Origin of the sequence: Leeia oryzae DSM 17879, from assembly GCF_000376945.1 — a bacterium.
GTDB classification, from domain to species: Bacteria; Pseudomonadota; Gammaproteobacteria; order Burkholderiales; family Leeiaceae; genus Leeia; species Leeia oryzae.
Map to the genome: position 1 here is coordinate 50,698 of NZ_AQXU01000025.1, position 26,051 is coordinate 76,748.

The following is a 26,051-nucleotide window of genomic DNA, read 5'->3' on the forward strand; positions in this document are numbered from 1 at the left end:
CCCTGTCTGGAAAAGCTTAGACGTTAAAGCTTTCGCCGCAACCACATTCGTTTTTGACGTTAGGGTTATTGAACTGGAACCCTTCGTTCAGGCCTTCCCGCACGAAATCCAGTTCAGTACCGTCAAGGTAAGACAGGCTTTTCGGGTCAACCAGCACCGTCACGCCATTGGAAACGAACTCCAGATCACCGTCTACCCGTTCGTCAGCAAATTCCAGCTTGTACGCCATGCCTGAACAGCCGGATGTCTTGACACCCAGGCGCAAGCCGATTCCCTTGCCGCGACGGGCAATAAAATTGGCAACATGTTTTGCCGCACGTTCTGATAGGGTTACTGCCATGATCTGTCCTTTAGTCTGTATAACGGGTTTGCCCGCCAAGACAACGGCGACCGACTGAGGTTGTCAGGCCAGACGCCGGTTAAACCGCTGCATGTTTATGATGCAGTATGCTTTGCTTTATAGTCTTCTACCGCTGCCTTGATGGCATCTTCTGCCAGGATAGAGCAGTGGATTTTCACCGGTGGCAATGCCAGTTCTTCGGCAATCTGGGTGTTCTTGATGGATAGTGCTTCATCCAGCGATTTGCCCTTGACCCACTCGGTCACCAGAGAGCTTGATGCAATGGCAGAGCCGCAGCCGTAAGTTTTGAACTTTGCGTCCTCGATCACACCGGCTTCGTTCACCTTGATTTGCAGTTTCATCACGTCACCACAGGCTGGTGCACCCACCATGCCAGTCCCGACGCTTTCGTCACCTTTTTCGAAGGAGCCAACGTTGCGCGGGTTTTCGTAGTGATCAATTACTTTATCTGAATAAGCCATTTTGTAACCTCCGTCATCCGGTGCACCGCCTGCATCACGCATGCAGCCACACCAGAAATTATATCAGTACTTACAGGGTGCGATTAGTGGGCAGCCCACTGAACCGAGTTCAGGTCTACACCATCCTTGAACATTTCCCACAGTGGAGAAAGCTCACGCAATTTGCCAATCTTTTCATGAATCAGTTGCACCGCGAAATCCACCTCGGCTTCGGTTGTGAAGCGACCGATCGTAAAGCGGATGGAGCTGTGTGCCAATTCGTCGGAACGACCCAGCGCGCGCAACACGTAAGATGGCTCAAGACTTGCCGAGGTACAGGCAGAACCACTGGAAACGGCCAGGTCTTTCAGGGCCATGATCAGGGATTCGCCTTCCACAAAGTTGAAACTCACGTTCAGGTTGTGCGGCACGCGTGCATCCATGTCACCGTTCAGGTGCACTTCTTCGATTTCTGAAATGCCGCGCCACAAGCGGTCACGCAGCATGCGGATGCGTTCGTTTTCGCTGGCCATTTCTTCACGTGCGATACGGAAGGCTTCGCCCATGCCGACAATCTGGTGGGTCGCCAGTGTACCGGAGCGCATGCCGCGCTCATGGCCGCCGCCGTGCATCTGGGCTTCGATACGCACACGCGGTTTGCGACGTACATACAGCGCGCCAATGCCTTTAGGACCGTAGGTCTTGTGGGCAGAGAAGCTCATCAGGTCCACTTTGAGTGCGGACAGGTCGATCGCTACCTTGCCGGTTGCTTGCGCTGAGTCCACATGGAAAATGATGCCTTTTTCGCGACAGATGTCACCAATGTCGGCAATTGGCTGAATCACGCCAATTTCGTTATTCACCATCATGACCGACACCAGGATGGTGTCCGGACGCAGGGCTGCCTTGAAGGCTTCCATGTCGATCAGGCCGTTTTCCAGCGGGGTCAGGTAAGTGACTTCAAAGCCTTGGCGTTCCAGTTCGCGCATGGTGTCCAGCACGGCTTTGTGTTCGGTTTTCATGGTAATCAGGTGCTTGCCTTTGCTGGCATAGAAATTGGCAGCGCCCTTGATGGCCAGGTTGTTGGATTCGGTCGCACCGGAGGTCCAGACGATTTCTTTGGAATCAGCATTCACAAGCTTGGCCACTTCTTCGCGGGCATTCTCTACCGCTTCTTCCGCTTCCCACCCATACGCATGCGAACGGCTGGCCGGGTTGCCAAATTGCTCTGTCAACCATGGGATCATCTTCGCAGCCACGCGTGGATCAACGGGTGTGGTGGCGGAGTAATCGAGGTAAATCGGCTTTTTGCTCATGATTCTGCTCTATCCTATCTATCTGGCGGCGCTGTTTTTGCCGCGTATCATCGTACCTGCTAGGTTTATACTGCTGCTGCCTGACGCTTGTCCTGCAGGACCTTGGTGTCAGAACAGCTTTCTTTCTGTTTGGCCTTTTGTTGCTCTACCAGTTCAGCCAGCGTCACAGAAGCCAGAAACTTGTAAATGGTCTCGTTCAGACCGCTCCACAGTTCGTGGGTCATGCACTGGCGATCTTCGAGGCAGTTCTCTTTGCCGCCGCACTGGGTTGCATCAATAGGCTCGTCGACCGCCATGATGATGTCTGCCACCGACAGCAATGCCGTGTCTTTTGCCAGGCAGTAACCGCCGCCCGGACCACGGACACTATCAACCAGTTCTGCGCGTCTTAGCTTACCGAACAATTGCTCAAGGTAAGAAAGCGAAATATTCTGTCTTTCGCTAATCGCGGCCAGTGTGACAGGGCCACACGATGAGCGTAGCGCAAGATCGATCATCGCAGTAACTGCAAAACGACCTTTTGTTGTTAAACGCATGTGAGATAGCCTGTCATTGACAAAATTAACGGATACCCAATTGTAGAATACCCGATTAATTTGGTCAACTAATACCGGCACGCTTGTGCCGGATGTACTCCAGCACCATGGGCAGGAAAGACACGGCAATGATCGCCAGGATCAAGGTCGTAAAGTTGGAACGCACCCAGGGCAAATTGCCGAACAGATAGCCGGCATACACCAGCAGCGTCACCCATAGTGTTGCACCCAGTACGGAAAAGCCGATAAAGCGGCGGTACCTGAGTCCGCCCGCGCCTGCCGTAAACGGTACATAGGTGCGGATGATCGGCACAAACCGGGCGGCGATGATGGTCTTGCCGCCATGCTTGGCAAAAAACGCATGGGTACGATCGAGATAATCCCGACGGAAAATGCGGGAGTCCGGATTGGAGAACAAAGTCATGCCCAGCTTGCGCCCGACCAGATAATTGACGTTGTCACCCGAGAGTGCGGCAAGGATCAGCAATAGTACCAGCAGGTGGGGGCTCATCCCTGAACCTACCGTCAATGCCCCGGCTGCAAACAGGAGCGAATCCCCCGGCAGGAATGGGGTGACGATCAGCCCGGTCTCGCAGAAGACAATGGCAAACAGGATGCCATAGATCCACAGGCCATATTGTGCAAACAAGGCTTGCAGATGCACATCGATATGCAGGATGAAATCAATAATAAACATGGTAGTCCTGACAGCGGGTTCCGGCGTAAAAAGATTGGTCAAAAAAACAGGCAGATGAGTTCCCCCATCCGCCTTGTCTTTTAGCGCATTGCGTCAATCTGCGGATTTATGGCAATGCGTGCTCGACTTCGCTCTTCTTCGGTTTGATGAAGTCTTCGCGCTTGACACCAAACATCAACAGCAGCGGCGATGCCACCAGTACCGACGAATAAATACCGAACAGAATACCGATGGTCAGCGCCAGTGCGAAGTTATGCAGCACTTCGCCCCCCAGAAACAACATGGAGGTCACCATCAGCTGGGTCGACAAGTGCGTCAGGATGGTCCGGCTCATGGTGGTGGTAATGGCGTTGTCGATGATTTCTGTCACCGTCTTGTTACGCGCTTTACGGAAGTTTTCACGAATCCGGTCAAATACCACCACGGATTCGTTCACGGAATACCCCAGCACCGCCAGAACCGCGGCCAGCACGGTCAGGTTGAACTCCCACTGGAAGAACGCAAAGCAGCCCAGAATGATCACCACATCGTGCATGTTGGCGATAATGGCCGAAACGGCGAACTTCCATTCAAAGCGGATTGCCAGGTAGATGATGATGCCGACGCACACCAGACCAATGGCGATAAGGCCACTGCTCACCAGCTCCTGCCCCACCTGCGGGCCGACAAACTCGACCCGTTTCAGGGTGGCAGAGGCGTCTTTGGCTTTCAGTAGTGCCAGTACCTGCTCGCTTTGCTTGGCCGCATTGGCGCTCTTAGAGAGCGGCAAGCGGATCATCACGTCACGCGAGGTACCGAAGGTCTGTACCGCCACTTCGGTATAACCGAGCTTTTGCACGTCTTCCCGCACTACGTTGAGGTTAGGTGCCTGCGCATATTGAACTTCCAGTACCGTCCCGCCGGTAAAGTCGACACCGAAGTGCAGGCCACGGCTAAACAGGAAGAACACGGCCACCAGAAACGTCACCAGCGAAATGAACGTGGTGAGCTTGCCGTAGCTCATGAACGGTATGTCTTTTTTGGGATGGAAAATTTCCATGTTTTAATTCCCTTTTAAACCAGTCAATTGTGTTGAATACACGGCTGGCGTTTGCCAGCCATTCAAGCCGATCAAATCGACAGGGTTTTGAGTTTCTTGCGTCCACCGTAGATCAGGTTGACCAGACCGCGTGATACCAGCACCGCGCTGAACATGGAGGTCAGAATCCCCAGGCAGTGCACCACGGCAAAACCGCGAACCGGACCGGTACCGAAGATCATCAGCATCAGGCCAACAATCAGGGTTGTCACGTTGGAGTCGATAATCGTCGCCCAGGCGTGCTTGTAACCTTCGCTGATCGCGATTTGTGGAGCATTGCCTGCACGCAGCTCTTCGCGAATCCGCTCGTTGATCAGCACGTTGGAGTCAATCGCCATCCCCAGTGCCAGCGCAATCGCGGCAATACCCGGCAAGGTCAGTGTAGCTTGCAACAGTGACAGCAACGCCACCAGCAGCAAAACGTTCACTGCCAGCGAAGCCACAGAAATCACCCCGAACACGCGGTAGTACACCACCATCAGCAGCGTCACCAGCGCAAAACCAACCCAGGTAGAGTGGAAGCCACGGGAGATGTTCTCTTTACCCAGTGACGGGCCAATGGTGCGCTCTTCCACGATATGCATCGGCGCGGCCAATGAACCGGAACGCAACAGCAAGGCAACATCGCCCGCTTCTTGCGGAGACATGGCGCCCGAGATCTGCACCTGACCACCACCAATTTCTTCGTTGATGCGCGGTGCGGTAATCACCTCGGCACGACCGCGGTCGATCAGTACCATGGCCATGGTTTTGCCCACGTTTTCACGGGTCAGCTGTTTAAAGATGTCGGCACCGACAGAATCCAGCTTGATGGACACGGCAGGCTGGCCGGAACGGGAATCAAAGGAAGGATCAGCCTTCTCGATATTGTCACCGGTCAGCTCGACATCGCCCTTGAGCAGCAGCTTCTTGAACGGGTTGTAAGGCTCGTTGTCATCCACCAGCACGGTGTTAGGTGGCAAGTCACCTTTAAGCGCGGCTTCCATCACGTCCGGGCTGCGCCAGTCCGCCACCACCATACGCACTTCCAGCGCTGCGGTACGGCCGATCAGGTCTTTTGCCTTGGCCGTATCCTGCACGCCTGGCAACTGCACCACGATGCGGTCTGCGCCCTGCTGCTGGATGATCGGCTCGGAAACGCCCAGTTCATTCACCCGGCTGCGCAGGGTGGCAATGTTCTGCTCTACAGCGGCCTTGCGAACGGCGGTCAGTTCTTCTGGAGACAGTTTGGCAATAATGCGGAACTCGCCACCGTCCGTCGATTTGCTGAGGCCAATGCCGGTCAGTTTGGCTTTCAGGACCGGAAAGGCCGCTTCCAGCGCGTCGCTATCACGGAACTTGACCGTGGTGGTATCGGTATCACGCACCACATTGACGTAGCGGATCTTGCGATCTTTGAGCGTCATGCGGATATCGCGTGCATGGCCTTCCATGGTTTTGTCGATGGCAGCCTTCATGTCCAGTTCCAGCATGAAGTGCACGCCACCGCGCAAATCCAGCCCCAGGAACATCGGGTGACCACCCATGCTGCGCAACCAGTTTGGCGTATTTGGCACCAGGTTCAGCGCGGCCACGTAGCTGTCGCCAAAGGCGTTTTGCAGGATGTCTTTGGCTTTTAGCTGGGTTTCGGTATCGGCAAAGCGGACTTTGGCACCGTTGGTTTCCAGTTCCAGGCCATTATAGGCAACGTGCGCAGCCGTAAGGGTCTGTTCGACCTTGGCCAGCATGGCTTCGTCAACCTTGGCGGTTGCTTTTAGCGGGGAAACCTGAACAGCAGGCGCTTCGCCGAACAGGTTCGGCAATGTATAAAGAAGACCGGCCAGCAAAAACAGGCCAATCATCAGGTTTTTCCATAACGGGAAACGGTTCATGGCGTTTTCCAGTGACATCGGGTGCGCAAGCACCCGATATTTTGTGAGACAGGGAAATTACAGAGACTTGATGGTGCCTTTTTCCAGCTTGCCGGAGATGGCAGAACGCTGAAGCACAACTTCTGTATTAGCGGCGATTTCAACAGTCACGAACTGGTCTGACACTTTCACCAGTTTGCCGACAACTCCACCGCTGGTCACGACTTCATCGCCTTTTTGCAATGCGTCGAGCATGGCACGGTGTTCTTTGGCTTTTTTCTGTTGTGGACGGATCAGGATAAAGTAGAACGCTGCAAAAATAACGATCATTGGCAAGAATTGCACAATGCCGGAGCCATCAGTCGGGCCGCCAGCAGCGAAAGCAGAAGTAATCCACATGGTAATTCACATCCTTGATTTGTCTAAAATTGAGGTCTTGCAGGTACTTCTGGTACGAGCATCAAACCGGCATTCTAGCGGTTAGCAGCAAAACCCGCTATGGGGACATATCGGGGCGATGTCAAAAACCACAAGTCTGCCGGACGGAATTTGACTTTTTGGTCAGCTTTTTGGTTCCGTCTCTGGCGGAACCTCTGCTTTGGGCGGCACAAAGAAGGCCAGCGGCGTCTCCAGGAACCGGCGGCCCAAGCGTGCCAGCAAGGCACGGCCCTGGCCAAAGCTGCCCCCGCGGGAGCGGATGGCAACGGTCAAGGCCAGGGAAAAACTGACCAGCAAATTGACCATGCCGACCATCAGGAAGCCGGCCAGCGTCAGCAAGGCGACCTGCAGCGGGACATCAAACCCGCTGGCCACCATCGAAAAGGCCCAGTTGGCACTTGAAAAGGCAATATGACGAATATCCAGTGGCAGACCAAACATGTAACCCAGCGTACCGATGGTACCCAGCATGCAGCCGAAAAAGAAATTACCGGTCAATGCCCCCAGGTTGTTGCCAATATACGTCGTCACGGTCGCTACTCGCCGTGCGCCCAGCAGGCGGTTCAGCCAGCCTAGTCTGGCCAGACGCTCGGGGATGCGATTGTAGGTGGATTTATTATCGTAGTAGCCGGAAATGAGCCCGGACAGGAACAGGCATACCCCCGCGATGGCTGCATGCAGCAAGGCCAGACTATGAATCGGGTCGAGATCATGCAGCAAATGGGCGATTTTCTCGGGGTTGGCAAACGGTTTGCCAGTGAACTCGCCAACCAGCGCGGCAATCGTCATCGCCACCGGAATGGCGACCATGATATTACCGACAATGGCGATAAATTGGGATCTCGCCACCTGTACGCACAGGTCGGTCAGCTCGTCCAGCTGCTGTTTGCCTTTAGCGGCGGCATTATCCATGCTGGCCGCTATTTTACTTGCAGTCATGGCGGGCTGTTTGGTGGCCACGGTAAAGTGCAGAATATGAATCAACACAAAACCAAGCCCGTAGTTAAGGCTGTAGAGGGCGGCATAGCCAAACGGTGCCAGGTCGAGTCTGGACGCCAGTATCTTGAGCCAGGCCATGAAGCCGATTACCAAGCCGGCCCCCATCGCAGAGCGCAGCATGGATAGCCATTCTGAGCGTGTGGTGGTCACGTAATGCTCGCCGGTTCTGCCTGCATGCTCTGTGACCTGCAATGCCAGTAGCTCGGTATTGGTCTTGAGCAGGTCGCGCAGGCTGAACTTGCGGTTATCGGCCTCGACCAGGCCGAACACCAGCTGAACGGCCTCCTGCCGCCAGGCAGCCGGTTTCCGCTCGTCCAGGATCGTCAGCAGATGGCGGATGCGGTCAATGCTTTGGGTCAGCCGCAGTAGCAGGCGGGTCAGGCTGACGCTGACCCCGTGGGTGGCCGCATGCTTGCGGATCTTCTGCATGATGGTTTCACACTGGGATAGCAGCACTAGAATGTGCCGCGCATCGGTGCGGCGATCCTGCAAGTTGACGACGGTGTGGTGGTAATGCTGGATAAACCGCATGGTTTCCACATTCTGCCGGACAAAGGGGGATTCGTAGCGTTCGATATCGGGGTAATTCCTGACCAGCTCTGGCTCCAGACCGATGGCGCTGACCCGGTAGGAGAGCACCTGCAAGGCTTCCAGTGTTTCCATCAGCATGTGCCGGTGCAGTTTTCGGGTATTCGCCTGCCGGTGCCAGACATACTGGAACAGGGTTTGCCAGGTTTCCATCCCGACACCCTGCACCCAGATGTAATCGTTTTTCCGGTAAAACACCTCGCCCAGCAGATCCTTGAGGTAGGCCTGGTTGGTTTCCGGCGGCAAAATGCGGTATGCCACCCGTTGCCAGAGCGCGCTCCAGAAGCCGCGGTTGCCCTGGATGCCGGTATCGGTCAGCACATGGACCAGTTTGCGATCCAGCAACAGTTTGATCAGGTAGTCTTGCAGGGCACGGCGGAAATCGGGGCGTTGGGCGAGGAGGTAACACAGTGAGCGAATCCGGTCTTTGACCAGGGCAACATCGGTTGCCTTTGAAGGTCGAAGGAGATCGACCAGTTGTACCAGCCAGCGGGCATCACACGCCTCTGGCCTGAGCAGCAGTTTATTTAGCAATGCATCCATTAAAAGCCTGTCCTTGTTGTTGAAACAGCAAGCAAGCCCCGTCGTGCCATTGATGCATAACGGGGCGACACTCTTAAAATGGACGCCCAGATCGGAATTAGGTTCCTGAGAAAGGGTTAACCTGAACGACCGAGATGGCTTTGTCCGATAGCCACTGGCGCGCGGCTTCGTTGACCTGATCCCGGCTGATCAAGCCCAGCTGGCGGATACGCTCGGCAATGCTCATCAAGGGTTCCTGATTACGCAAGTTGCTGGCAAGGGTCGACAAAATGGCACTGTCGCTCTTTTCGGCTTCTGACCAGACACGGACCAGACGCTGCTGGGCAGCCTCCCATTCTGAGGTAGAGATGCCTTGCTCCCGCACCGCGCGGATGACGTCCAGCGCAGCATTCAGGGCAGCGGCGGCATTGTCCGACTTACTGGAAAAATCGATATCAGCGCGGAACCCTTCATGGCGACGAATTTCCGATGACACCGCCACGCTATACACCAGCGCATATTGCTGCCGGAGCACCTGTTCCAGCCGCTGGGAGAGCACATCATCCAGCAACTGGCGCTGCAACGACGCGGTAATACCGGTGGGAGCCGGGGTGCGGATCAGGATGGTGGTCTGGCTGCGGTCTTTGGCGTCGAACTGCTGGGTCTCCGCCGTGTTCTGGCGGATCTCCCGGAAGCCACCGGTAGGCACCAGATCTTTTACAGGCGCTATTGCAGGATGATTGTCCGGCAGGCTGGCCAGCCAATGAGCGGCCAGCGACTCCACCTGGGCCGGCTCGGCATCCCCCACCATCACAAATGTCCATGGTCCGGACTGCTGGAACATCTGGCGGGTCAGCCGGGTCAACTGGTCTTGGGTCACCGCCGTCACGGCGGCAGGGTCTAGCGGTTTTTTGCGGAAATCGCCCTGCCAGATTTTGGTCCCCAAGGCATTCAGTGCCTGGTTGTACATGCGGGTATCTTCCTGCTGGATGGACTTGATCTGGCTTTGTTTCACGTCCTGAATCACCACATCATCCAGCCTTGGCTGGGTCAGCCCCAGATGCACCAGTGCCAGCATGTCTTCCAGATCCGGCGTTCTGGCCGAGGCAGACAAGCCTTGTTCGTAGCTGCTGACCCAGGCGCGGACATCCACGGCCTTGCCGGTCAGGATGTTATCAAGGTCGGACAGGGAAAAACTGCCCGCCCCACTCTGGTTGAGCACGTCATCCAGCAACAGGCTGGCGGTAAAATCCTGGGGTGGCAGTGTCGCTGCTCCGCCCTGTGCGTAGGCGAGCAGTTGCACTTTCTGCGGTGTGTTCTGGCTGGGTTTGAAGTACAGCGTAATGCCATTGGACAGACGATACTGCCAGATGCCTTCTTGCAAGCGGGTACGCTGCAAGATGGTCCCCGGGGTGACTTGCTGCGCCGTCAGGCTGCCCACCGACTTTTCCTGCCAAGCTGGCAAGGCCGCCAGTTGCGGAGTATTTTCGAACTGTCGGGCGTCGACCGAGGCCAGCGGCGTCTGTGCAGGCACGATGACGTTGACCAGCTTCTGGCGGGCTTGCACGGTGGCACGGAAGCTTTCGTTCACGTCCGGCAGGCGGTCGCTGTCAAACCAGTGCTGGGCTGCCGCCAGCATTTGTGCTGGTGACGTCGGAACATTCTGCTGCAGGACATCATGCAGCCACTGTGATGCCAGTTGATCAGACTCGGTGGCTTTGGCTTCTGTCACTTCCTGCTGCATGGTGGTCAACAGGTTTTTCTGGGCTTGCAGATACTCGGCACGGGTAAACCCGTCGCGACTGACGCGGGCGATTTCCTGCTGCAGACGCTGCCAGGCCGGTACGATCTGGCCATTACGCGGAATCACCACCATACCGGCAGAATCCCGACGGTCTACCAGTTCATCCGACAAGCTGCCACCCTTGGTAATCGGGTAGTCGGCCGACTCGGCCTGCAGCATGATGCGGCGGGTAAACATGTCCAGTGCCAGCTGAATGGCCAGTCCTTTTTGCAGCGCGTCTTCGGTATCGACCGGCAGGCGGACAGACGGATACAGCACACGGATCAGAGGGTCTTGCAGTTCGTCATAGCGGTTGATGACCACGCCTGGCAAGGCGGAAAGCGGCAACAACGGCGGCGCAGCTTCCAGGCGTGGACTGGATGCTGGCATGTCCTGAAAAGCTTGCCGGATCAGCTGTTCTATCTGTTTCGGTTCGGCATCTCCCACGGCGATGATGGTCGCGCGCTCGGGGCGGTATTCGCGATGGTAGAAGTCTTCGAGTTGCTTGATGTCTGCCTTGCCGACCAGCGACATGTCGCCGATGGGACGACGCTTCAGATAGGCAGAACCGGCCATCAGTACGTTTTCATAGGGTTCCATCTGCTGGCGCTGGTGTTCGCTCAGCCGCCATTCTTCGGTAATGACGTGTGCTTCTTTGCGGGCTTCTGCGGGGTCAAAACGGATGCCGTCCACCCAGTCTGCCAGCAAGGTAAAGGATTTTTTCAGTTTCTCGGGTTCGTTGGCAGGTACCGGCAGCATGTAGACGGTCTCGTTAAAACCGGTATAGGCATTGGAGTCTGGCCCGATACGCATGCCGAGCGATTCGATGAATTGGCCCACGCTTTGCTTCTGGAAATGGCGGGTGTGCTGGAACGCCATATGCTCGACAAAGTGGGCATAGCCGCGCTGCTGTTCGGTTTCTCCGATGGACCCGGCCTGCATGACCAGCCGCAGTTCCAGTTTGTTGGCCGGCAAGGCATTTTTCTGGATCAGGTACTTCACCCCGTTGGGTAACTGGCCTTGCAGAATATCAGGATGGGGTTGCAATGTTGCGGCCTGCAACCAGACAGGCACGCTACTTAACAGCGCAAGAAAGAACCGGCGAAGAACCACAAGAGACTCCGATATCAGGTAATTACAGCAGCATACAATAAACAACGCCCAAATGATGCACGCAGGTACTGCACGCTGCATCATTTGGGCGATTTGCCCGGTACCCCTGCAAAACAGACATGCAGCAGGGTTACCGGATTAGAAAGACGGGCGGTTAATCAGTTCCGCTGGCGCGCTCTTCCGCAAACTGTTTTTTATACAATTCGAAGCGGCCTTCATCCAGTGCCCCGCGCATTTCACGCATCAGTTGCTGGTAGTAGTGCAGGTTATGGATGGTATTGAGTCGTGCGCCCAGAATTTCACCGGTACGGTGCAGGTGGTGCAGATAGCCGCGCGAGAAGTTCTTGCAGGCGTAGCAGGTGCAGGTATCGTCCAGCGGACGGGTAGACAGGCGATGCTTGGCGTTTTTGATCTTGATATCGCCAAAACGGGTAAACAGCCAGCCATTGCGGGCATTACGGGTTGGCATGACGCAGTCGAACATGTCCACGCCCTGGCTGACGGCATACACCAGATCTTCCGGTGTGCCCACGCCCATCAGGTAACGCGGTTTGTCGGTTGGCAGTTGTGGTGCGGTATGCGCCAGAATGCGGGCAAAGTCTTCTTTGGGTTCGCCCACCGACAGGCCGCCGATGGCAAAACCGTGGAAGCCGATGTCCACCAGCGCCGCCAGTGACTCATCGCGCAGGCCTTCGTGCATGCCGCCCTGGACAATGCCGAACAAGGCATTCGGGTTTTCCAGGCGATCAAACTCGTCACGCGAACGGCGCGCCCAGCGCTTAGACAGGCGCATGGAGTCTCCGGCCTGTTTGACATCGGCCGGATAAGGGGTGCATTCGTCAAAAATCATCACGATGTCTGAATTGAGCACCGTCTGGATACGCATGGATTCTTCTGGTGTCAGGAAGCACTTGTCACCGTTGATCGGGCTCTGAAACTTGACCCCTTCTTCGGTAATCTTGCGCAGTGCCCCCAGGCTGAATACCTGAAAGCCGCCCGAGTCGGTCAGGATCGGTTTGTCCCAGCCCATGAACTGATGCAAGCCACCATGGGCGGCAATGACGTCCAGCCCCGGGCGCAGCCACAGGTGGAACGTGTTGCCCAAGACGATATGGGCACCAATGTCGTGCAGCTCGTTAGGCGCCATGGCCTTGACGGTGCCGTAGGTACCCACCGGCATGAAAGCAGGGGTTTCAACATTGCCGTGGTTCAGCTGGACGGTTGCCCGGCGGGCTTTGCCCTCGGTTTTGTGAAGGGTGAATTTCAAAGACATGCTAACTCCTGATGCGGTTTGCAGGCACAAACCGCAGACCTGCCGGTAAAACAGACCGGCGGTTAATCAACGCCCACACACGATATGTGCGGCAAAAAAACGTTATTTTACACCAAGTTGGCGCTGCCTGACCGTTTGATCAGCCGTAGCGACGGGCGGCATCAATGGCCAGCCCGGCACCGATACTGCCGAACAGGTCGCCCTCTACGTGCCGGGCTTCCGGCAGCACGGCGGCAATCTTGGCGCGCAGATGCGGGATCCCGCTGGAACCCCCGGTAAAAAAGACGGTGTCGATATGCGCGGCCGACAAGCCGGCGGTTTTCAGCATCTCGTCCACGGTGGCGGCAACACGGTCCACTTCCGGATCGATGGCCTGGAAGAAATCCTGTTGGGTGATGCCATGGGTCAAGCCCGGTTCTGCCAGATCCAGATCAATGTCGGTTTGCTGATCGCTCGACAAGGTGATTTTGGCGGCCTCAATGCGCATGGCCAGTTCGTGTCCGGCCTTGTCATCAATCAGTTTCAGCAGACGATTGAACTTGACCGGTTCGGCCACATCCCGCAAGACATCTTGCAGCTCAGCCCAGACTTTGCGGGTATAGGCAAAGTTGATGGTGTGCCAGGTCGCCAGATTAAAATAATAGCTGGAAGGAATTTCAGCATTGCGGTGCTTGAGCCCGGTGCGGTAGCCCAGCAAGGGCATGACGGTTTCCAGGCTCAAACGGCGGTCAAAGTCGGTCCCGCCAATGTGCACACCGGCGTTACCCAGAATATCTGCCTTGCGGTCGACTTGCCGACGACGCTCAGGCGACAGGCGCACCAGCGAGAAGTCCGATGTCCCCCCGCCGATATCCACAATCAGCACCAGCTCCTCAGAGGAAATCTGCTGCTCGTAATCGAAGGCAGCGGCAATCGGCTCGAACTGGAAACTGACCTCTTCAAACCCGCAGGCACGGGCGATACCGGCCAGCGTGTCTTCAGCCAGCTGGTCGGCCTTGGTATCGTCATCCACAAAGTGCACCGGACGCCCCATCACCACCTGACGGAATTCATGCTTGCCGGCGGCTTCGGCACGGGTTTTCAGCTCGCCGATAAAATAGCTTAGCAGGTCACGAAACTTCAGCGCCCGCCCCATCACCTCGGTCTGGCCTTCGATCAGGCTGGTACCCAGAATGCTTTTCAGCGACCGCATCAGGCGGCCTTCATAGCCGGTCAGGTATTCGTTAAGCGCATCGCGACCAAAATGGGCGCTGTTTTCCTCGGCATTGAAGAACACCACACTCGGCAAAGTAACTTTCCCGTCTTCCAGCGGGAGCAGGATGGGCGCATCCGGCCGCAGCCAGCCGACTGTCGAGTTAGAAGTGCCAAAGTCAATGCCACAAGCGCGTGCCATCCAGTGTGTCCATTCTTGAAAAGGGCCGCGTAGGTTAGCAGAAATCTGCCGCCATTTGCGTTTTATAGCATCCGGATTGGTGAGGATACGACAGCATACAGTACAATCTGCTTTTACCCGTTAAAGCCTGAGTATCATGCTAAGTTATCGCCACGCCTTTCACGCCGGCAACCACGCCGATGTCCTTAAGCATCTGGTCTTGCAGGAACTGCTTCTTTACATGAACCAGAAGGACAAACCCTGGTGGTACATTGATACCCATGCTGGCGCTGGCCGGTATGACCTGTCGACCGGCTTTGCCACCAAAAACGCTGAATTCCAGAGCGGGATCGCCCGTTTGTGGAATGAGCCTGCCCTGCCGGCCCCGCTGGCCCGCTTTGTCGAGATCATCAAGCAGGATAACGCCAAGGGCCAGTTGCAGCTGTACCCGGGTTCCCCGTGGGTGGCCAAACACTGGTTACGACTGGATGACAAGATGCGTCTGTTTGAGCTGCATCCGTCGGATGTTGAGCTGCTGAACGCGACGTTTGACGAGCTGCACATGCTGGGTTCCGGCCGGCCGGTACTGGTACAGCACGGTGACGGCTTTGCCGGACTGAAAGCCGTATTGCCGCCGCCCACCCGCCGGGCCGTGGTGCTGATCGACCCGCCTTATGAAGACAAGCAGGATTACCAGACCGTGGTCAAAGCGATGCAGGAGGCCATCCGCCGTTTTGCTACCGGCACCTACGCCATCTGGTATCCGCAGTTGCAGCGTCCGGGCTGGCAGCAGATGGTCGACAAACTCAAACAACTGCCTGTCAAAGGCTGGATCAATGTATCGCTGCAGGTCGATACACCACGCGAGGACGGCTTTGGCATGTATGGTAGCGGCATGTTCATCGTCAACCCGCCCTATACGCTGGAAGCCACACTAAAAGACTGCATGCCGGTTCTGAAAAAACTGCTGGGCAATGACCGTGGCGCAGATTTTGTGCTGGAGTCTGCCAGCAGCTAAGCCCTGTCTGTTTGCTCATCCTGTAACACACCATCGGCAAAGGTCTACCGGCCGTTACCGATGGTGCAATCCCCTTCCCTACACAGCGTGGGTCAGGTAGCGCATCTCCCAAGGCGTGACTTCCCGGTTAAACGCTTTCAGTTCCGTGGTTTTCAGTTCACAGTAGGTTTTCACAAAATGCGGCCCCAGCATGTCGGCCAACGCATCAGCGGCTGCCAATCGGTCGATGGCCTCGTGCATCGTCCTAGGGAAGGCAAACGGGCGACCATAGGCGCTGTCTGTCAGTGCCGGTGTGGGCATGAGTTCCTGTTGCATGCCCAGGAGCCCGCAAGCCAGCGTAACGGCCATTGCCAGATACGGGTTGGCATCGACACCCGGCAAACGGTTCTCTACCCGACGCGCCGCCGCAGAACTTCTGGGTACACGCAGACCGCATGTACGGTTGTCTACCCCCCACTCCACATTGATCGGCGCCGCCGTATAAGGCGCCAGCCGCCGCAACGAATTCACATAGGGCGCCAATAACAGGATGGCATCCGGCAAGTAGCGTTGCAGACCGGCAATGTAGTGGGCAAAGCGGGGGGCATCGCCGCCATCTGGGGTACTGAAAGCATTCCGCCCGGTCTTGGCGTCTACCAGACTCTGGTGGATGTGCATGGCGCTGCCGGCGTCTTCCGCAAACGGTTTGGCCATAAAGGTGCAAGCAAGTCCGTGCTGACGAGCCGCCTCTTTGACGACCCGCTTGAACAGGAAGGTCTGGTCGGCCAAGGCCAGGGCATCGCCATGCAACAGGTTGATTTCTACCTGCCCGCGCCCGACTTCATGCAGGACGGTATCGGCCTGAATATTCAACTGCTGGCAGTAACGCTGGATGTCATCCAGTACCGCTTCCAGACTAGCCAGGGTCTCGATCGAGTAAGGTTGCCGTACCTCGCTGCTGGCTGTGCCAACCGGCGGGCTCAGTGGTTCGTCGGCGTGGGTTCTGGCCGCCAGAAAGTAAAATTCCATTTCGGGTGCCACCACCGGCTGCAGGCCGATGGCCTCATAGCGGGCCAGCACCCGCTTCAGCACATTACGCGGCGCCAGCTCTACCAGCGAGCCGTCTTCATGCACACAGTCATGAATCAGCAAGGCGGTGGGCTCCTTGGCCCAAGGGATTTGTCGCAACGACCCGGTATCCGGCACCAGGATCATGTCTGGGTCCACTTCTGGCACCAGCTCTTGCAAACAGTCGCCAGTGACGCTCTGTACCACGCCCACCATCGGGAAGCGCAGCTCCGAAAGATTGCGAAAGGTTTCTATTGGTAAAGATTTGCCACGGGCAGTCCCCGTCATGTCCGGGAACAAACATTCGATTTTGCGAATGGCATGGGCTTCCAGCCAGGCATTCATATCCATATCAGGGTTTCCATTTCATGGTCGATAAGGCATGCAGCAAACGCCACATGCAAAAAATGTACGATGAATGAATCAGGCCAACGGGATGTCAGCCAGAGAAACCCTAGTAACCGACGGAGGTAAACGGCTGAACAAAAAAGCCGATGGATAATGCGGGCGCAAAGCGCGAAGGCGCGGGGAGATGGTGCGGCAGGCAACGGGGAACCACAAAGGCATGCGTGTTGCGTAACTGCATGTGTCGCCTCCCCTTTGGTAAGTTGCCGGATAATGAATGGTGACGTTAACGATTAACGCACTGGCTGTCAACCTTGCGACCGATGATATGACCGCACCAAGAAAAATCCCCCTGCTGCCGGTTAGCGGGCAGCAGGGGGATTGTATATGACAGCCAGCATCACGCCAGGTATCCGTTACTCACCCAGCAAAATGCGCTCGATAGAAGCAGCCGTTGCTTTGCCACTGCAGAGCTGGTGGTTCAACACAGACACAACCGTGCCTTCTTCCGGTACGGCATGCTTGACTTCATCGCCCGTGGTGGGCTGGTAGCCTTGCGGCCCGGTTTTCTTGTGGAAGAACACACGCGGGAAGTGGGTATCACCGGTTTTGCAGTTGGTTTCGATCTCGGTAAACACGTATTCTTCGGGCGGGGTCGGGCTATCCCAGCGGATGGCGTAGGTCAGCAGGTCACCGTTGCGTTTGACGGCATCCAGATCGACCCGGTTATCGTTGCCGACCGAGATCCAGTTTTCGGCCCCGGCCGTCAAGGCACACAGCATTAACGCGACAGGTAAGAGTTTGCGCATAGGATTTCCATGAGTAAGTAAAAAATCTGACGACCTAGCCAATAGAGCGGTTACACGCAGGCATGGTTCCATGCTTTAACCGCTTTTACGGCAATATCGTCAAAGCTTACTCTGTTTAACGCAATGCACTGATCATTCGCTGACGATTGGCGGCAATGATTTTTCCCGTCAGGACAAACCCGGTCATCAGCCCGGCCTGATTAATGAACTGCCAGATGCTGCCGCCTTCCGCGACCTCCTGCTGCCATTCACCCGTTTCGCCTCTGGGCGGCGGGTTTACCAGCAGCGGGCAGGCCGGGGTTTTGACCAGCACCGGCATGGCCGGAAAGTGAACCGGGGTCTCGGTTCCGTGCAGCGTTTGTGCCAGCGATCTGGCTGCCGTGGTGATGGGCATCACATACGGACGCCATTGTCCGTCAATTTCGGCACAATCACCGATGGCATACACGTCGTCAGCCACACGCAAAGTGGCATCCGCCACTATGCCACGATTAGTCGGTAAGCCGGCAGACTGGGCCAGCGTGGTCCGTGGCCGCAACCCAACGGCGGACAAGACGATATCGGTATCCAGAATGTCGCCGTTGTCTTCTGTCAGGGTAAAACCATCGCCATCGGCTGCGATATCGGCCACCTGGACACTACGACCGAAGTGAAACTGCACACCGAGGCTTTCCAGCGCCTGTTGCACTTCCTGCCCCGCACCTTGCGGTATCAGACTCGACAACGGATGCGTACCGGGGTCTACCACGGTGACCTGATAACCCGCACTTGCCAGATCGTTGGCAAACTCACAGCCAATCAGGCCGCCCCCCAGAATCGTGACATGCTGCTTGCCCTCCAGACGCCCGCGGAATACGCCATAATCGGCAATATCGTTGACCGAGAGTACCTCGTCCGCACCGTTGCCGCCCAGCGGCAGGCGGATCGGGTCTGCGCCGATGGCCAGCACCAGCTTGTGGTAGGGCAAGGCGTCATTCACGGTGTGCACGGTTTTGCCAGCCACATCAATGCTGACCACCCGGGTATGCGCCAGAATGGTTAACTGGTGTTGTTCTGCCATTTTTTCCATTGGTGTATTCACCAGCTGGGGGGCATTTTTCCCCTGGGCAAAGGCGTTGGACAACATGGGCTTGGCGTAGAAATCCCCGGCATCGGCGCTGATGAGCGTGATAGGTTGCGCCGGATCGAGCTTGCGGAGCTCTCTGGCGACACTGTAACCCGCCAGACCGGTACCGATGATGATGACAGGGTGCATGGTGCTTCCTTGTGTGGGTGCAGAGACCGGATACGTTTAAATGCCCTCTGGCACGATGGATCGCACCAGAGGGGAAAGTTCATCAGATTTCGACCATCTCGAAGTCTGCTTTGGCGACGCCGCAATCCGGACAGGCCCAGTCGTCGGGTACGTCATCCCAGCGGGTGCCGGCAGCAATGCCGTGATCCGGATCACCTGCGGTTTCATCATAAATATAGCCACATACAATACATTGCCAAGTTTTCATTCTGGATTCTCCTGATATCGGTCTGATTTAACAAGTTCTGTGTTCGGATTAGCGTGCGTTTACTTTGTCGAGCTGTGCCTGGTAGGCATTGGCGTGCCGTTCTTCTACCTTGGCCAGTGCGGCAAAACGCTTGGCGGCTTTTTCCAGCGTGGCCTGGAAGAACGCTGCGTGTTCTCTGGATTCTTCGATCTGCTCGTCGATCTCTGATACGGCAGCCGCGTTGCCTTCGCTAACAGCGGTCTCGCGGAACTTCGGATACATCTCGGTGTATTCGTAGGTTTCGCCTGCAATTGCCATTTCCAGGCACTTGGCCGGTGTCAGGGTCGATTTCGGGTACAGCAAATCCAAATGGCCAAAGGCATGCATGACTTCCTGATCGGCGGTTTCTTCAAATGCTTTGGCAGTGGCTTCGTCACCTTGCGCTCTGGCAATCTTGGCGAAGTAGCGGTATTTGATATGTGCCATGGATTCACCGGCAAAAGCGGCTTCGAGGTTCTGGATGGTTTTGATTTCCGGGCGTGTCGTCATGATGAACTCCTGTGGGTGTTAGCTGTTAAGTGATTCGATGGAGTGAGTATAGGGACGCCAAAACAATTAATCCAATTTATAATAAATAAATTGTTGATTGTTTTTAGCTATCATACAAACAACAGGAATACTTGCCTGCACAATCAATGCACAGGCAAGCAGGTCAGACAGTCACGACCTAACTGCCCGGGGTATACCAGTATTGGAGATTATCGTAGGGCTGACTGGTCGTCAGCGTCGGGTTGGCAATGCGGAACAAGCGCCGGTGCCGCAGGTTCAGGGACGCCAGTACCTTGCCGAATTCTTCCTTGAACATCCGGTCGAGCGTACCGTTCTGCACCAGCAACTGCATGCCGGCCGTCACCCGGCGGGCGTACCGCAGGCCTTCATCGGTTTTCGGAAAGAAGAAGTACTCTGGCATGGGGTAATACACGAGCAGGCTGTTCTCGATCATCATGTCCGGATAGGCTTCGCCAAACATGGCCATTTCGTTGGCAATTTCACTCACCCCGCGGCCAATGGCATCAAACCGCTTGGCCGCCAGCATGGGAAACAGGCTTTCATAGGTAGCGGCTGGTACGACCTTGAAACCTGCCGCCCGATAGATATCCACTTCCGACCAGTCAGCCCCCTGCCCGATCGAGAATCGTTTCAGGTCTTCCAGTGACTGGACACTGGCAAAGCGCGGCTGGTCTTCACTGCGGATCAGAAACACCCGGTAACCGATAATGCCTTTATCAATCGGAATTTTGACCGGGTAGAGGTTGTTTTCGAGCGTATTTGTCGAATCATGTACCAGGGTATTGATCATCCCCCGCCGGTTCTGCATTTCCAGAATCTGCCGGGTTTCAGACATGTACTTGGCCGACGTCATGCGATACGGGCCAAAGTCTTTGACCGTTGCATCCAGCGCCGCCTGGAGTACCCGCCAGTGATAATCGTAACGATGATCCTTGCTGCCCTCCGGGCCATTGTGGATAAAGTGCCAGACGGGCTGTCCCTGCGCCTTCACGGCAGACACGGGTGCCACCCCTGCGCACAGGCACAGGATCAGGCATGTCTTGATTAACACCGTTAGCTTCATAGCCACCTGTTCAAACAAGAAAAAAGAGGATGCATCACCAGACAGAGTATAGACAGGCTTTGGGGGATTTGCAGCTTCTACCTGAATCCCCGGTCAGTCGGCAGTGCCTCGGTCCTGCAAACAACCAGGCCCCGTCACCGGGGCCTGTCGTGTACCACCTATGATTATCTATCGTCCGGTCAGGCAATCTTGAATCGGGCCGCAATGCCTTTCAGTTCGCCAGCCATCTTGTCGACCTTGCTGGCGCCACTGGAGGCCACGCCCACCTGGCCGTCAATCTGGGCAGATTCGTCTGCAATTTTTTCAACGTGCGTGGCGATATCGCCAATGGCTACGCTCTGCTCTTCCAGCGCACCGGAAATATCGCTGACGATGCGGATCACCTCGCGTGCGCCCTCGGTAATCTCGGTAATGGCGGCTGAGGCTTTGTCGGCCAGTGCCACGCCTTTTTCGACGCTATGTACCACGCCCTGCATTTCGCTGGCCGCGCTGGCAAAACCGCCCTTGATTTCCGATACCAGACGAGAGATCTCCTGGGTCGACAGCGTGGTTCGCTCGGCGAGCTTGCGCACTTCGTCAGCCACCACGGCAAAGCCTCTGCCGCTTTCGCCGGCACGCGCGGCCTCAATGGCTGCATTGAGCGCCAGCAGGTTGGTCTGGTCGGCGACCTCCTTGATCACGCGCACCACTTCAAAGATGCTCTCGGACTGCACTACCATTTGTTCGACAAAGCGGGCTGCACCGTTGGCCTTGTTGGAGATGGTCTTGATCTCGTCGACCGCATCGTTAATGACACCAGCGCCTTCGCGGGCGTTGTCGGCAGAACGTTCGGCCAGCGATTCGGCTTCTTTGGTGTGTTCGGCAATCTGGTGTACCGATACCGAGATTTCTTCGGTTACCGAGGCCATTGCATGTGCAGACTCGGCCTGCAATGCGGTGCTGGCCTTGACCTCTGCTGCCGTTTGCGACAACAGGACTGCATCGCCAGACAGTTTGTGCGAGGCCTCACCCATCTTGCTGACCACGTCCCGGAAATACCCCAACAAGGCATTGAAATCGCCGGATAGCGCGGTCAGTTCATCCTTGCCTTCAAGGCCAACCTGCAAGGACAGGTCGTTATGGCCGCGGATATGCGACATGGCGGCAGACAGGACCGACAAGCGGGACGTAATGGCACGAATCAGGCGGAACAACACCACCATGACGGCAAACAGCACCACGGAAACGCCAACCCCGGCTTCCCGGACCCGGGCCCAGAACGCCTGGTTCACGTCATCCACATAAATGCCGGAACCGATGACCCAGCCCCAGTCAGGCACTGCTTTAACATAGGAGATTTTTTCCAGCGCTTCGGTACCGCCCGGTTTGGTCCAGTGATACTTCACCAGCCCCTCGCCCTCGGTCTTGCCGACTCTGGCAAACTCGCGGAACAGGTAAACGCCATCGGCGTCCTGGATATCGGCGCCGGAGGTATTGTCGAGTTCGGGCTTCATCGGGTGCATCAGCACCTTGGCATCAAAATCGTTGATCCAGAAATAATCATTCTGGCCGTAACGCAAGCCGCGGATGGTATCCATGGCTGCTTTTTGGGCCTGGGCATCGGTCAGCTTGCCAGCCTTGGCTTCCTGCTGATACTGGCTGGCAATGGTAAAGGCAGACTCGACGAGGTGACGGGTTTTGAGTTCGCGTTCCCGGTACAGATCGGTGCGGTATTGCACCAGCAACCAGGCAAACAGACAAAGCACTACAATAAAATTGAGCGCAAAAACAAGCCACAGCTTGCTCTTGATCTTCATGATACCCTCCGGATTTTTTGAAACTGCTGAACGCCTGCCTTGGTTTTTGTGCAGGTCTCATTAGATGTCATCTAATTAGATGATGTTAGCAGTACATTATGACATTCATGTGTTGGATACTGCGGGAAATGACTCATTCGTCATTTGATCCAGCGCAACAAATGCCGTTATTTCAAAGAAAATCCGGCGCGTACCGTTTACAACAAACGTTATTTATGACCTCCAAGTCATCAAGGTTGCGGCTTGCGTTCCCCTCTTACCTCTCTGGGGGCACAGCCAAACGCCTGCTTGAAAGACCGGCAAAACTGCGACTGGTCCGAAAATCCCCACTGGTAGGCAATCGTCGCGACCGAATAACTGGCCGGCATGGATTGCAAACTGGCGTAGGCTCCTTTGAGCCGCTGCTCTTTCAGCCATTGGGTCACCGTCTGTCCGGTGTCCTTGAACAGCACATGCAGATAGCGGGTAGAAATATGGCAGGCAGTGGCAATCCGGTCTGGCGACAGATCGCACTCGCTGATGTGCTGGCGCACGTAATGTTCGACACGCCGCAGGTGAGCCATGCGCACCGCAGATTCTTGCGAATTGAGGATCCTCGGATCGGCCTCGATGGCAGCGGCCAGCAGGTCAATCAGCTGTTGCCCCAGAATCGGCTGGGTGAGGCTCTGGGTATCGTCCAGATGGGTTGCCAGCAGGCGGACGTATTCGGAAAACAGTTTGCCCACGCCACGGCTGGAATCCAGCTGCAAGGCACAGTAATAATCTGGCGCACGCAAACGGGCCCGCAGAGCCTGCCCCGGCACTTTCATCACCCACATGGCGTTGTCTTTGGCGTAACTGAATTCGTAGGGTTCGTCGCTACGCTCCAGGATAAACCCGCCAGGGCCACACTCGACCGTGCGTCCCTGCTGGCTAAAGTGCACCGTCTCCCGCTCCGGCATGGTCACCAGAAACTGTTCTGCGGCATCGTCTGCCTGGTGCAAGTGCTGGCGCAACCGCTGATAGCAGAGCGCGCTGGACTCTAGCCGCGACAACGACACATTGCCCAGCTCCCACGACATGAGGTTGCCCTCGAAGTTGGCGGGGTCCTTGAATTGCAAATTGAGATGAAAATAGGTTTCCCCTATGGCGTTCTGCCAGAAACGATGTCGTTCCAGTGGCGGCTGGCCATCGGTAGTAAATAGCTGCGCCATGCTCTCTCTCCTTTAACAGCAAAACACAGTCATCAGAATGTCTGACGATAGAATGTCGGGTATTTTTATAGGGTTATGTCCCACGGGTCATTGTTCACGGTTTCTTGTGCGTTTTTATTGAACAAAGCCCAGATCTACAGACCTGATCTACTATATGTATTTCCTTATAAAACAATAACATGTTGGTCAGTAACCTACCACCAATTAAATACCCCCATCGCTTGGATGAGGGTATTTAATCAGCTTAATACACACCAGTCTGGTGATCAGCCGGCCCAGTGAGTGACACGGTAGCAACCGGACTCATGCAGGGTGGCCTGCCAGCCGGGACGGATTACCAGCGTGGTGGTGGGTTCCTCGATCACGGCAGGGCCGGTGACGGTATGGCCGGCCGCCAGCTTTTCGCCCATGTACACGGGTGCAGAGACCACCGTTCCCTGGTCATCAAACAGCATGTCGCGGTAGCTCTCCAGCGCATCGCTCACATCACTGGCGCTTGCGGCCAATGACGGTAGAGAAGGCTTGTCGACCAGCCCGGTTACGGTGCTTTCCAGGTTAACCAGCTCCACGGCGCTGCCCGGTTCGCTGTAGGTAAACAGTGCTTCGTGACGGCGGTGGAAGGCGTCCAGCAATTCATGGATGCGCTCCGGCGTAATGCGGCCCGGGCCGATGTCCACACGGCATTCATGAATCTGCCCTACGTAGCGCATTTCCAGACTGCGGCTCACCCGCACACGTTCGGCACCGATGCCGTCATCCGCCAGCTGGGCACGGCCTTTCTGCTCCATCTCGTCAAACAGGCGGTTCAGTTCTTCCAGCGGTGAACTGGCGCTCAGGCGCATTGGCGAACTGGCCAGGAAGTTGTATTTCACGTCCGAAATCACCTGGCCAAACGCACACATGCAAGAAGCCAGTTTAGGCACCAGCACGGTTTCTACGCCCAACTCTTCCGCCAGCGCGGTAATGTGCATGCCGGTAGCCCCGCCAGCGCAAATCAGCGCAAAGTCACGCGGATCATATCCGCGCTCGATCGAGACGCGGCGGATGCCGTTGGCCATGTTCAGGTTAACAATGGTACTGATGCCATAGGCCGCACGTTCAATGCTGATGCCTAGCGGTTCGGCCACCCCGGTCTGAATGGCCCGGCGGGCTTTCTGCTCGTCCAGCACGATGGTACCGCCCAGCACGGCGTTCGGCCGCAGATAGCCCAGTGCCAGATTGGCATCGGTCACGGTCGGGTTTTCGCCGCCCTTGCCGTAGCAAGCCGGGCCGGGTGTGGCACCTGCACTTTGCGGGCCGACTTCCAGCATGCCGAAGGTGTTGATATGAGCAATCGAGCCACCACCAGCACCCAGTGTTTCGACCTGGATCATCGGTACGCCGATGCGGTAACGCAAGAAATCGATATCGTGGTTCAGGTTAGTCTGTCCGCCCTTGGCCAGCGTGATGTCGAACGATGTCCCGCCCATGTCCACGGTAATCACGTTATCAATGCCGAACGGCTGGGCAATATACAACCCGGCTTGCGGTGCGGAAGCCGGTCCGGAGTTGATCGCGTTCACGGCCCGTTCCTGCATGATGCGCCCGGTGGCCAGACCGCCGTTGGACTGGAAGTAACGCACTGGCGACTTGGCTCCCAGCTCCTTGAAGTACTGGTCGATGCGGCGAACATACTTGGCCATGACCGGGCTTAGATAGGCGTTCACCACCGTAGTCGAAGTACGGGTGTATTCGCGGACTTGCGGGTGAACCTCGCTACCGGTACACGCAAACACGCCAGGCAGGTGCTGCTCTACCAAGGCTTTGGCACGGGCCTCGTGTTCCGGATGGCGAACCGACCAGACAAACGAAATGGCCACGGCTTCGACTTCCTGGCGGCGGAAGTACTCAATCGCTGCCATGATGTCGTCTTCGTTCAGCGGGGTGTGGACGGAACCGTCCGCCAGCACCCGGCCCCGCACCGGTTTGCGCAAGTGGCGCGGTACCAGCATTGGAGCCGGCGGGTAGCTGGCATCGTAGCGGTAGCCTTCTTCTTTGTGCCCCAGACGGATCTCGATACTGTCTTCGTGGCCGTCGGTACACAACAGGCCGACCTTGACGCCCTTGTGCTCGATCAGCGCGTTCAGCGCCACGGTGGTGCCATTAATGCACAGGTCGCATTCCTGGATCAGTTCCGGAATCGACCGGCCCATGGCGTTGGAAATCTGGGTCAGGCCGGCATGGATGGCGCGGGTGCCGTCATCCGGGGTTGACGGGCTTTTAAACAGGTGGACAGCACCACTGTGCTCGGCCAGCACAAAGTCGGTAAAGGTGCCACCTGCGTCGATGCCTAAACGGTATTTGTAGTTCATGAGAGTCTCCTG

At 56.4% G+C, this 26,051-nt stretch carries 23 protein-coding genes; 1 reads left to right on the forward strand and 22 read right to left on the reverse strand.

Annotated features, from left to right (window positions below; translation table 11 throughout):
- Nucleotides 1-16: 16 nt before the first annotated feature.
- From iscA to F552_RS0113745, 12 genes are all read right to left on the reverse strand, one after another.
- Entirely contained in the window at nt 17-340 is a 324-nt protein-coding gene (iscA, locus tag F552_RS0113690) for an iron-sulfur cluster assembly protein IscA (protein WP_018152315.1), read from the reverse strand.
- Nucleotides 341-435: 95 nt separating this feature from the next.
- The gene (gene iscU, locus F552_RS0113695; RefSeq protein WP_026182725.1) at nt 436-822 is read right to left on the reverse strand and encodes a Fe-S cluster assembly scaffold IscU; all 387 of its coding nucleotides are present in this window, start codon (nt 820-822) and stop codon (nt 436-438) included.
- Between the two features lie 83 nt (nt 823-905).
- On the reverse strand, nt 906-2,117 hold the full coding sequence (locus F552_RS0113700) for an IscS subfamily cysteine desulfurase (RefSeq protein ID WP_018152317.1): 1,212 nt from the start codon (nt 2,115-2,117) through the stop codon (nt 906-908).
- 65 nt (nt 2,118-2,182) lie between these two features.
- On the reverse strand, nt 2,183-2,653 hold the full coding sequence (gene iscR, locus F552_RS0113705) for a Fe-S cluster assembly transcriptional regulator IscR (RefSeq protein WP_018152318.1): 471 nt from the start codon (nt 2,651-2,653) through the stop codon (nt 2,183-2,185).
- A 64-nt stretch (nt 2,654-2,717) separates the two neighbouring features.
- A complete protein-coding gene (locus F552_RS0113710; RefSeq protein WP_018152319.1) occupies nt 2,718-3,350 on the reverse strand; it encodes a DedA family protein in 633 nt (210 codons plus the stop codon).
- 106 nt (nt 3,351-3,456) lie between these two features.
- Nucleotides 3,457-4,389, reverse strand: coding sequence for a protein translocase subunit SecF (secF, locus tag F552_RS0113715; protein ID WP_018152320.1), 933 nt, complete (start codon nt 4,387-4,389; stop codon nt 3,457-3,459).
- A 71-nt stretch (nt 4,390-4,460) separates the two neighbouring features.
- A complete protein-coding gene (secD, locus tag F552_RS0113720; RefSeq protein ID WP_018152321.1) occupies nt 4,461-6,299 on the reverse strand; it encodes a protein translocase subunit SecD in 1,839 nt (612 codons plus the stop codon).
- Between the two features lie 57 nt (nt 6,300-6,356).
- Nucleotides 6,357-6,677: a preprotein translocase subunit YajC gene (yajC, locus tag F552_RS0113725; RefSeq protein ID WP_018152322.1), complete on the reverse strand. Its 321-nt coding sequence runs from the start codon at nt 6,675-6,677 to the stop codon at nt 6,357-6,359.
- A 162-nt stretch (nt 6,678-6,839) separates the two neighbouring features.
- The gene (locus F552_RS19425) at nt 6,840-8,846 is read right to left on the reverse strand and encodes a site-specific recombinase (RefSeq protein WP_018152323.1); all 2,007 of its coding nucleotides are present in this window, start codon (nt 8,844-8,846) and stop codon (nt 6,840-6,842) included.
- Nucleotides 8,847-8,943: 97 nt separating this feature from the next.
- Nucleotides 8,944-11,721: a M16 family metallopeptidase gene (locus F552_RS0113735; protein WP_169333603.1), complete on the reverse strand. Its 2,778-nt coding sequence runs from the start codon at nt 11,719-11,721 to the stop codon at nt 8,944-8,946.
- A 154-nt stretch (nt 11,722-11,875) separates the two neighbouring features.
- Nucleotides 11,876-12,994, reverse strand: a complete 1,119-nt coding sequence (gene tgt / locus F552_RS0113740) for a tRNA guanosine(34) transglycosylase Tgt (RefSeq protein ID WP_018152325.1) — start codon at nt 12,992-12,994, stop codon at nt 11,876-11,878.
- 139 nt (nt 12,995-13,133) lie between these two features.
- Nucleotides 13,134-14,387, reverse strand: a complete 1,254-nt coding sequence (locus F552_RS0113745; RefSeq protein ID WP_018152326.1) for an Hsp70 family protein — start codon at nt 14,385-14,387, stop codon at nt 13,134-13,136.
- 136 nt (nt 14,388-14,523) lie between these two features.
- Between F552_RS0113745 and F552_RS0113750 the strand changes: the two genes are divergently transcribed.
- A complete protein-coding gene (locus tag F552_RS0113750) occupies nt 14,524-15,384 on the forward strand; it encodes a 23S rRNA (adenine(2030)-N(6))-methyltransferase RlmJ (protein ID WP_018152327.1) in 861 nt (286 codons plus the stop codon).
- 78 nt (nt 15,385-15,462) lie between these two features.
- Here F552_RS0113750 and F552_RS0113755 read toward each other — a convergent pair whose 3' ends face one another.
- The 10 genes from F552_RS0113755 to capA form a co-directional block, all read right to left on the reverse strand.
- A complete protein-coding gene (locus F552_RS0113755) occupies nt 15,463-16,782 on the reverse strand; it encodes a glutamine synthetase family protein (protein ID WP_018152328.1) in 1,320 nt (439 codons plus the stop codon).
- A 103-nt stretch (nt 16,783-16,885) separates the two neighbouring features.
- On the reverse strand, nt 16,886-17,017 hold the full coding sequence (locus tag F552_RS20995) for a hypothetical protein (RefSeq protein WP_281168691.1): 132 nt from the start codon (nt 17,015-17,017) through the stop codon (nt 16,886-16,888).
- 175 nt (nt 17,018-17,192) lie between these two features.
- Nucleotides 17,193-17,585, reverse strand: a complete 393-nt coding sequence (locus F552_RS0113760; RefSeq protein ID WP_156802333.1) for a hypothetical protein — start codon at nt 17,583-17,585, stop codon at nt 17,193-17,195.
- 115 nt (nt 17,586-17,700) lie between these two features.
- Nucleotides 17,701-18,840, reverse strand: a complete 1,140-nt coding sequence (locus F552_RS0113765; protein ID WP_018152330.1) for an FAD-dependent oxidoreductase — start codon at nt 18,838-18,840, stop codon at nt 17,701-17,703.
- Nucleotides 18,841-18,922: 82 nt separating this feature from the next.
- Nucleotides 18,923-19,087, reverse strand: a complete 165-nt coding sequence (locus tag F552_RS0113770; protein WP_018152331.1) for a rubredoxin — start codon at nt 19,085-19,087, stop codon at nt 18,923-18,925.
- A gap of 48 nt (nt 19,088-19,135) precedes the next feature.
- Nucleotides 19,136-19,615, reverse strand: coding sequence for a rubrerythrin family protein (locus F552_RS0113775; RefSeq protein ID WP_018152332.1), 480 nt, complete (start codon nt 19,613-19,615; stop codon nt 19,136-19,138).
- Between the two features lie 178 nt (nt 19,616-19,793).
- Entirely contained in the window at nt 19,794-20,687 is an 894-nt protein-coding gene (locus F552_RS0113780) for a transporter substrate-binding domain-containing protein (protein ID WP_245546696.1), read from the reverse strand.
- A 191-nt stretch (nt 20,688-20,878) separates the two neighbouring features.
- A complete protein-coding gene (locus F552_RS0113785) occupies nt 20,879-22,495 on the reverse strand; it encodes a methyl-accepting chemotaxis protein (protein ID WP_018152334.1) in 1,617 nt (538 codons plus the stop codon).
- 230 nt (nt 22,496-22,725) lie between these two features.
- Complete coding sequence (locus tag F552_RS0113790; protein ID WP_018152335.1) at nt 22,726-23,688, reverse strand: AraC-like ligand-binding domain-containing protein; 963 nt, start codon at nt 23,686-23,688, stop codon at nt 22,726-22,728.
- A gap of 266 nt (nt 23,689-23,954) precedes the next feature.
- Nucleotides 23,955-26,039, reverse strand: a complete 2,085-nt coding sequence (capA, locus tag F552_RS0113795; RefSeq protein ID WP_018152336.1) for a caprolactamase subunit alpha — start codon at nt 26,037-26,039, stop codon at nt 23,955-23,957.
- Nucleotides 26,040-26,051 lie beyond the last annotated feature (12 nt).

Bases quoted from the DNA above. Each gene is read 5' to 3' on its own strand.
- iscA (WP_018152315.1), bottom strand. From the start codon at position 340: ATGGCAGTAACCCTATCAGAACGTGCGGCAAAACATGTTGCCAATTTT.
- iscU (WP_026182725.1), bottom strand. From the start codon at position 822: ATGGCTTATTCAGATAAAGTAATTGATCACTACGAAAACCCGCGCAAC.
- F552_RS0113700 (WP_018152317.1), bottom strand. From the start codon at position 2,117: ATGAGCAAAAAGCCGATTTACCTCGATTACTCCGCCACCACACCCGTT.
- iscR (WP_018152318.1), bottom strand. From the start codon at position 2,653: ATGCGTTTAACAACAAAAGGTCGTTTTGCAGTTACTGCGATGATCGAT.
- F552_RS0113710 (WP_018152319.1), bottom strand. From the start codon at position 3,350: ATGTTTATTATTGATTTCATCCTGCATATCGATGTGCATCTGCAAGCC.
- secF (WP_018152320.1), bottom strand. From the start codon at position 4,389: ATGGAAATTTTCCATCCCAAAAAAGACATACCGTTCATGAGCTACGGC.
- secD (WP_018152321.1), bottom strand. From the start codon at position 6,299: ATGAACCGTTTCCCGTTATGGAAAAACCTGATGATTGGCCTGTTTTTG.
- yajC (WP_018152322.1), bottom strand. From the start codon at position 6,677: ATGTGGATTACTTCTGCTTTCGCTGCTGGCGGCCCGACTGATGGCTCC.
- F552_RS19425 (WP_018152323.1), bottom strand. From the start codon at position 8,846: ATGGATGCATTGCTAAATAAACTGCTGCTCAGGCCAGAGGCGTGTGAT.
- tgt (WP_018152325.1), bottom strand. From the start codon at position 12,994: ATGTCTTTGAAATTCACCCTTCACAAAACCGAGGGCAAAGCCCGCCGG.
- F552_RS0113745 (WP_018152326.1), bottom strand. From the start codon at position 14,387: ATGGCACGCGCTTGTGGCATTGACTTTGGCACTTCTAACTCGACAGTC.
- F552_RS0113750 (WP_018152327.1), top strand. From the start codon at position 14,524: ATGCTAAGTTATCGCCACGCCTTTCACGCCGGCAACCACGCCGATGTC.
- F552_RS0113755 (WP_018152328.1), bottom strand. From the start codon at position 16,782: ATGGATATGAATGCCTGGCTGGAAGCCCATGCCATTCGCAAAATCGAA.
- F552_RS20995 (WP_281168691.1), bottom strand. From the start codon at position 17,017: ATGCAGTTACGCAACACGCATGCCTTTGTGGTTCCCCGTTGCCTGCCG.
- F552_RS0113760 (WP_156802333.1), bottom strand. From the start codon at position 17,585: ATGCGCAAACTCTTACCTGTCGCGTTAATGCTGTGTGCCTTGACGGCC.
- F552_RS0113765 (WP_018152330.1), bottom strand. From the start codon at position 18,840: ATGCACCCTGTCATCATCATCGGTACCGGTCTGGCGGGTTACAGTGTC.
- F552_RS0113770 (WP_018152331.1), bottom strand. From the start codon at position 19,087: ATGAAAACTTGGCAATGTATTGTATGTGGCTATATTTATGATGAAACC.
- F552_RS0113775 (WP_018152332.1), bottom strand. From the start codon at position 19,615: ATGACGACACGCCCGGAAATCAAAACCATCCAGAACCTCGAAGCCGCT.
- F552_RS0113785 (WP_018152334.1), bottom strand. From the start codon at position 22,495: ATGAAGATCAAGAGCAAGCTGTGGCTTGTTTTTGCGCTCAATTTTATT.
- F552_RS0113790 (WP_018152335.1), bottom strand. From the start codon at position 23,688: ATGGCGCAGCTATTTACTACCGATGGCCAGCCGCCACTGGAACGACAT.
- capA (WP_018152336.1), bottom strand. From the start codon at position 26,039: ATGAACTACAAATACCGTTTAGGCATCGACGCAGGTGGCACCTTTACC.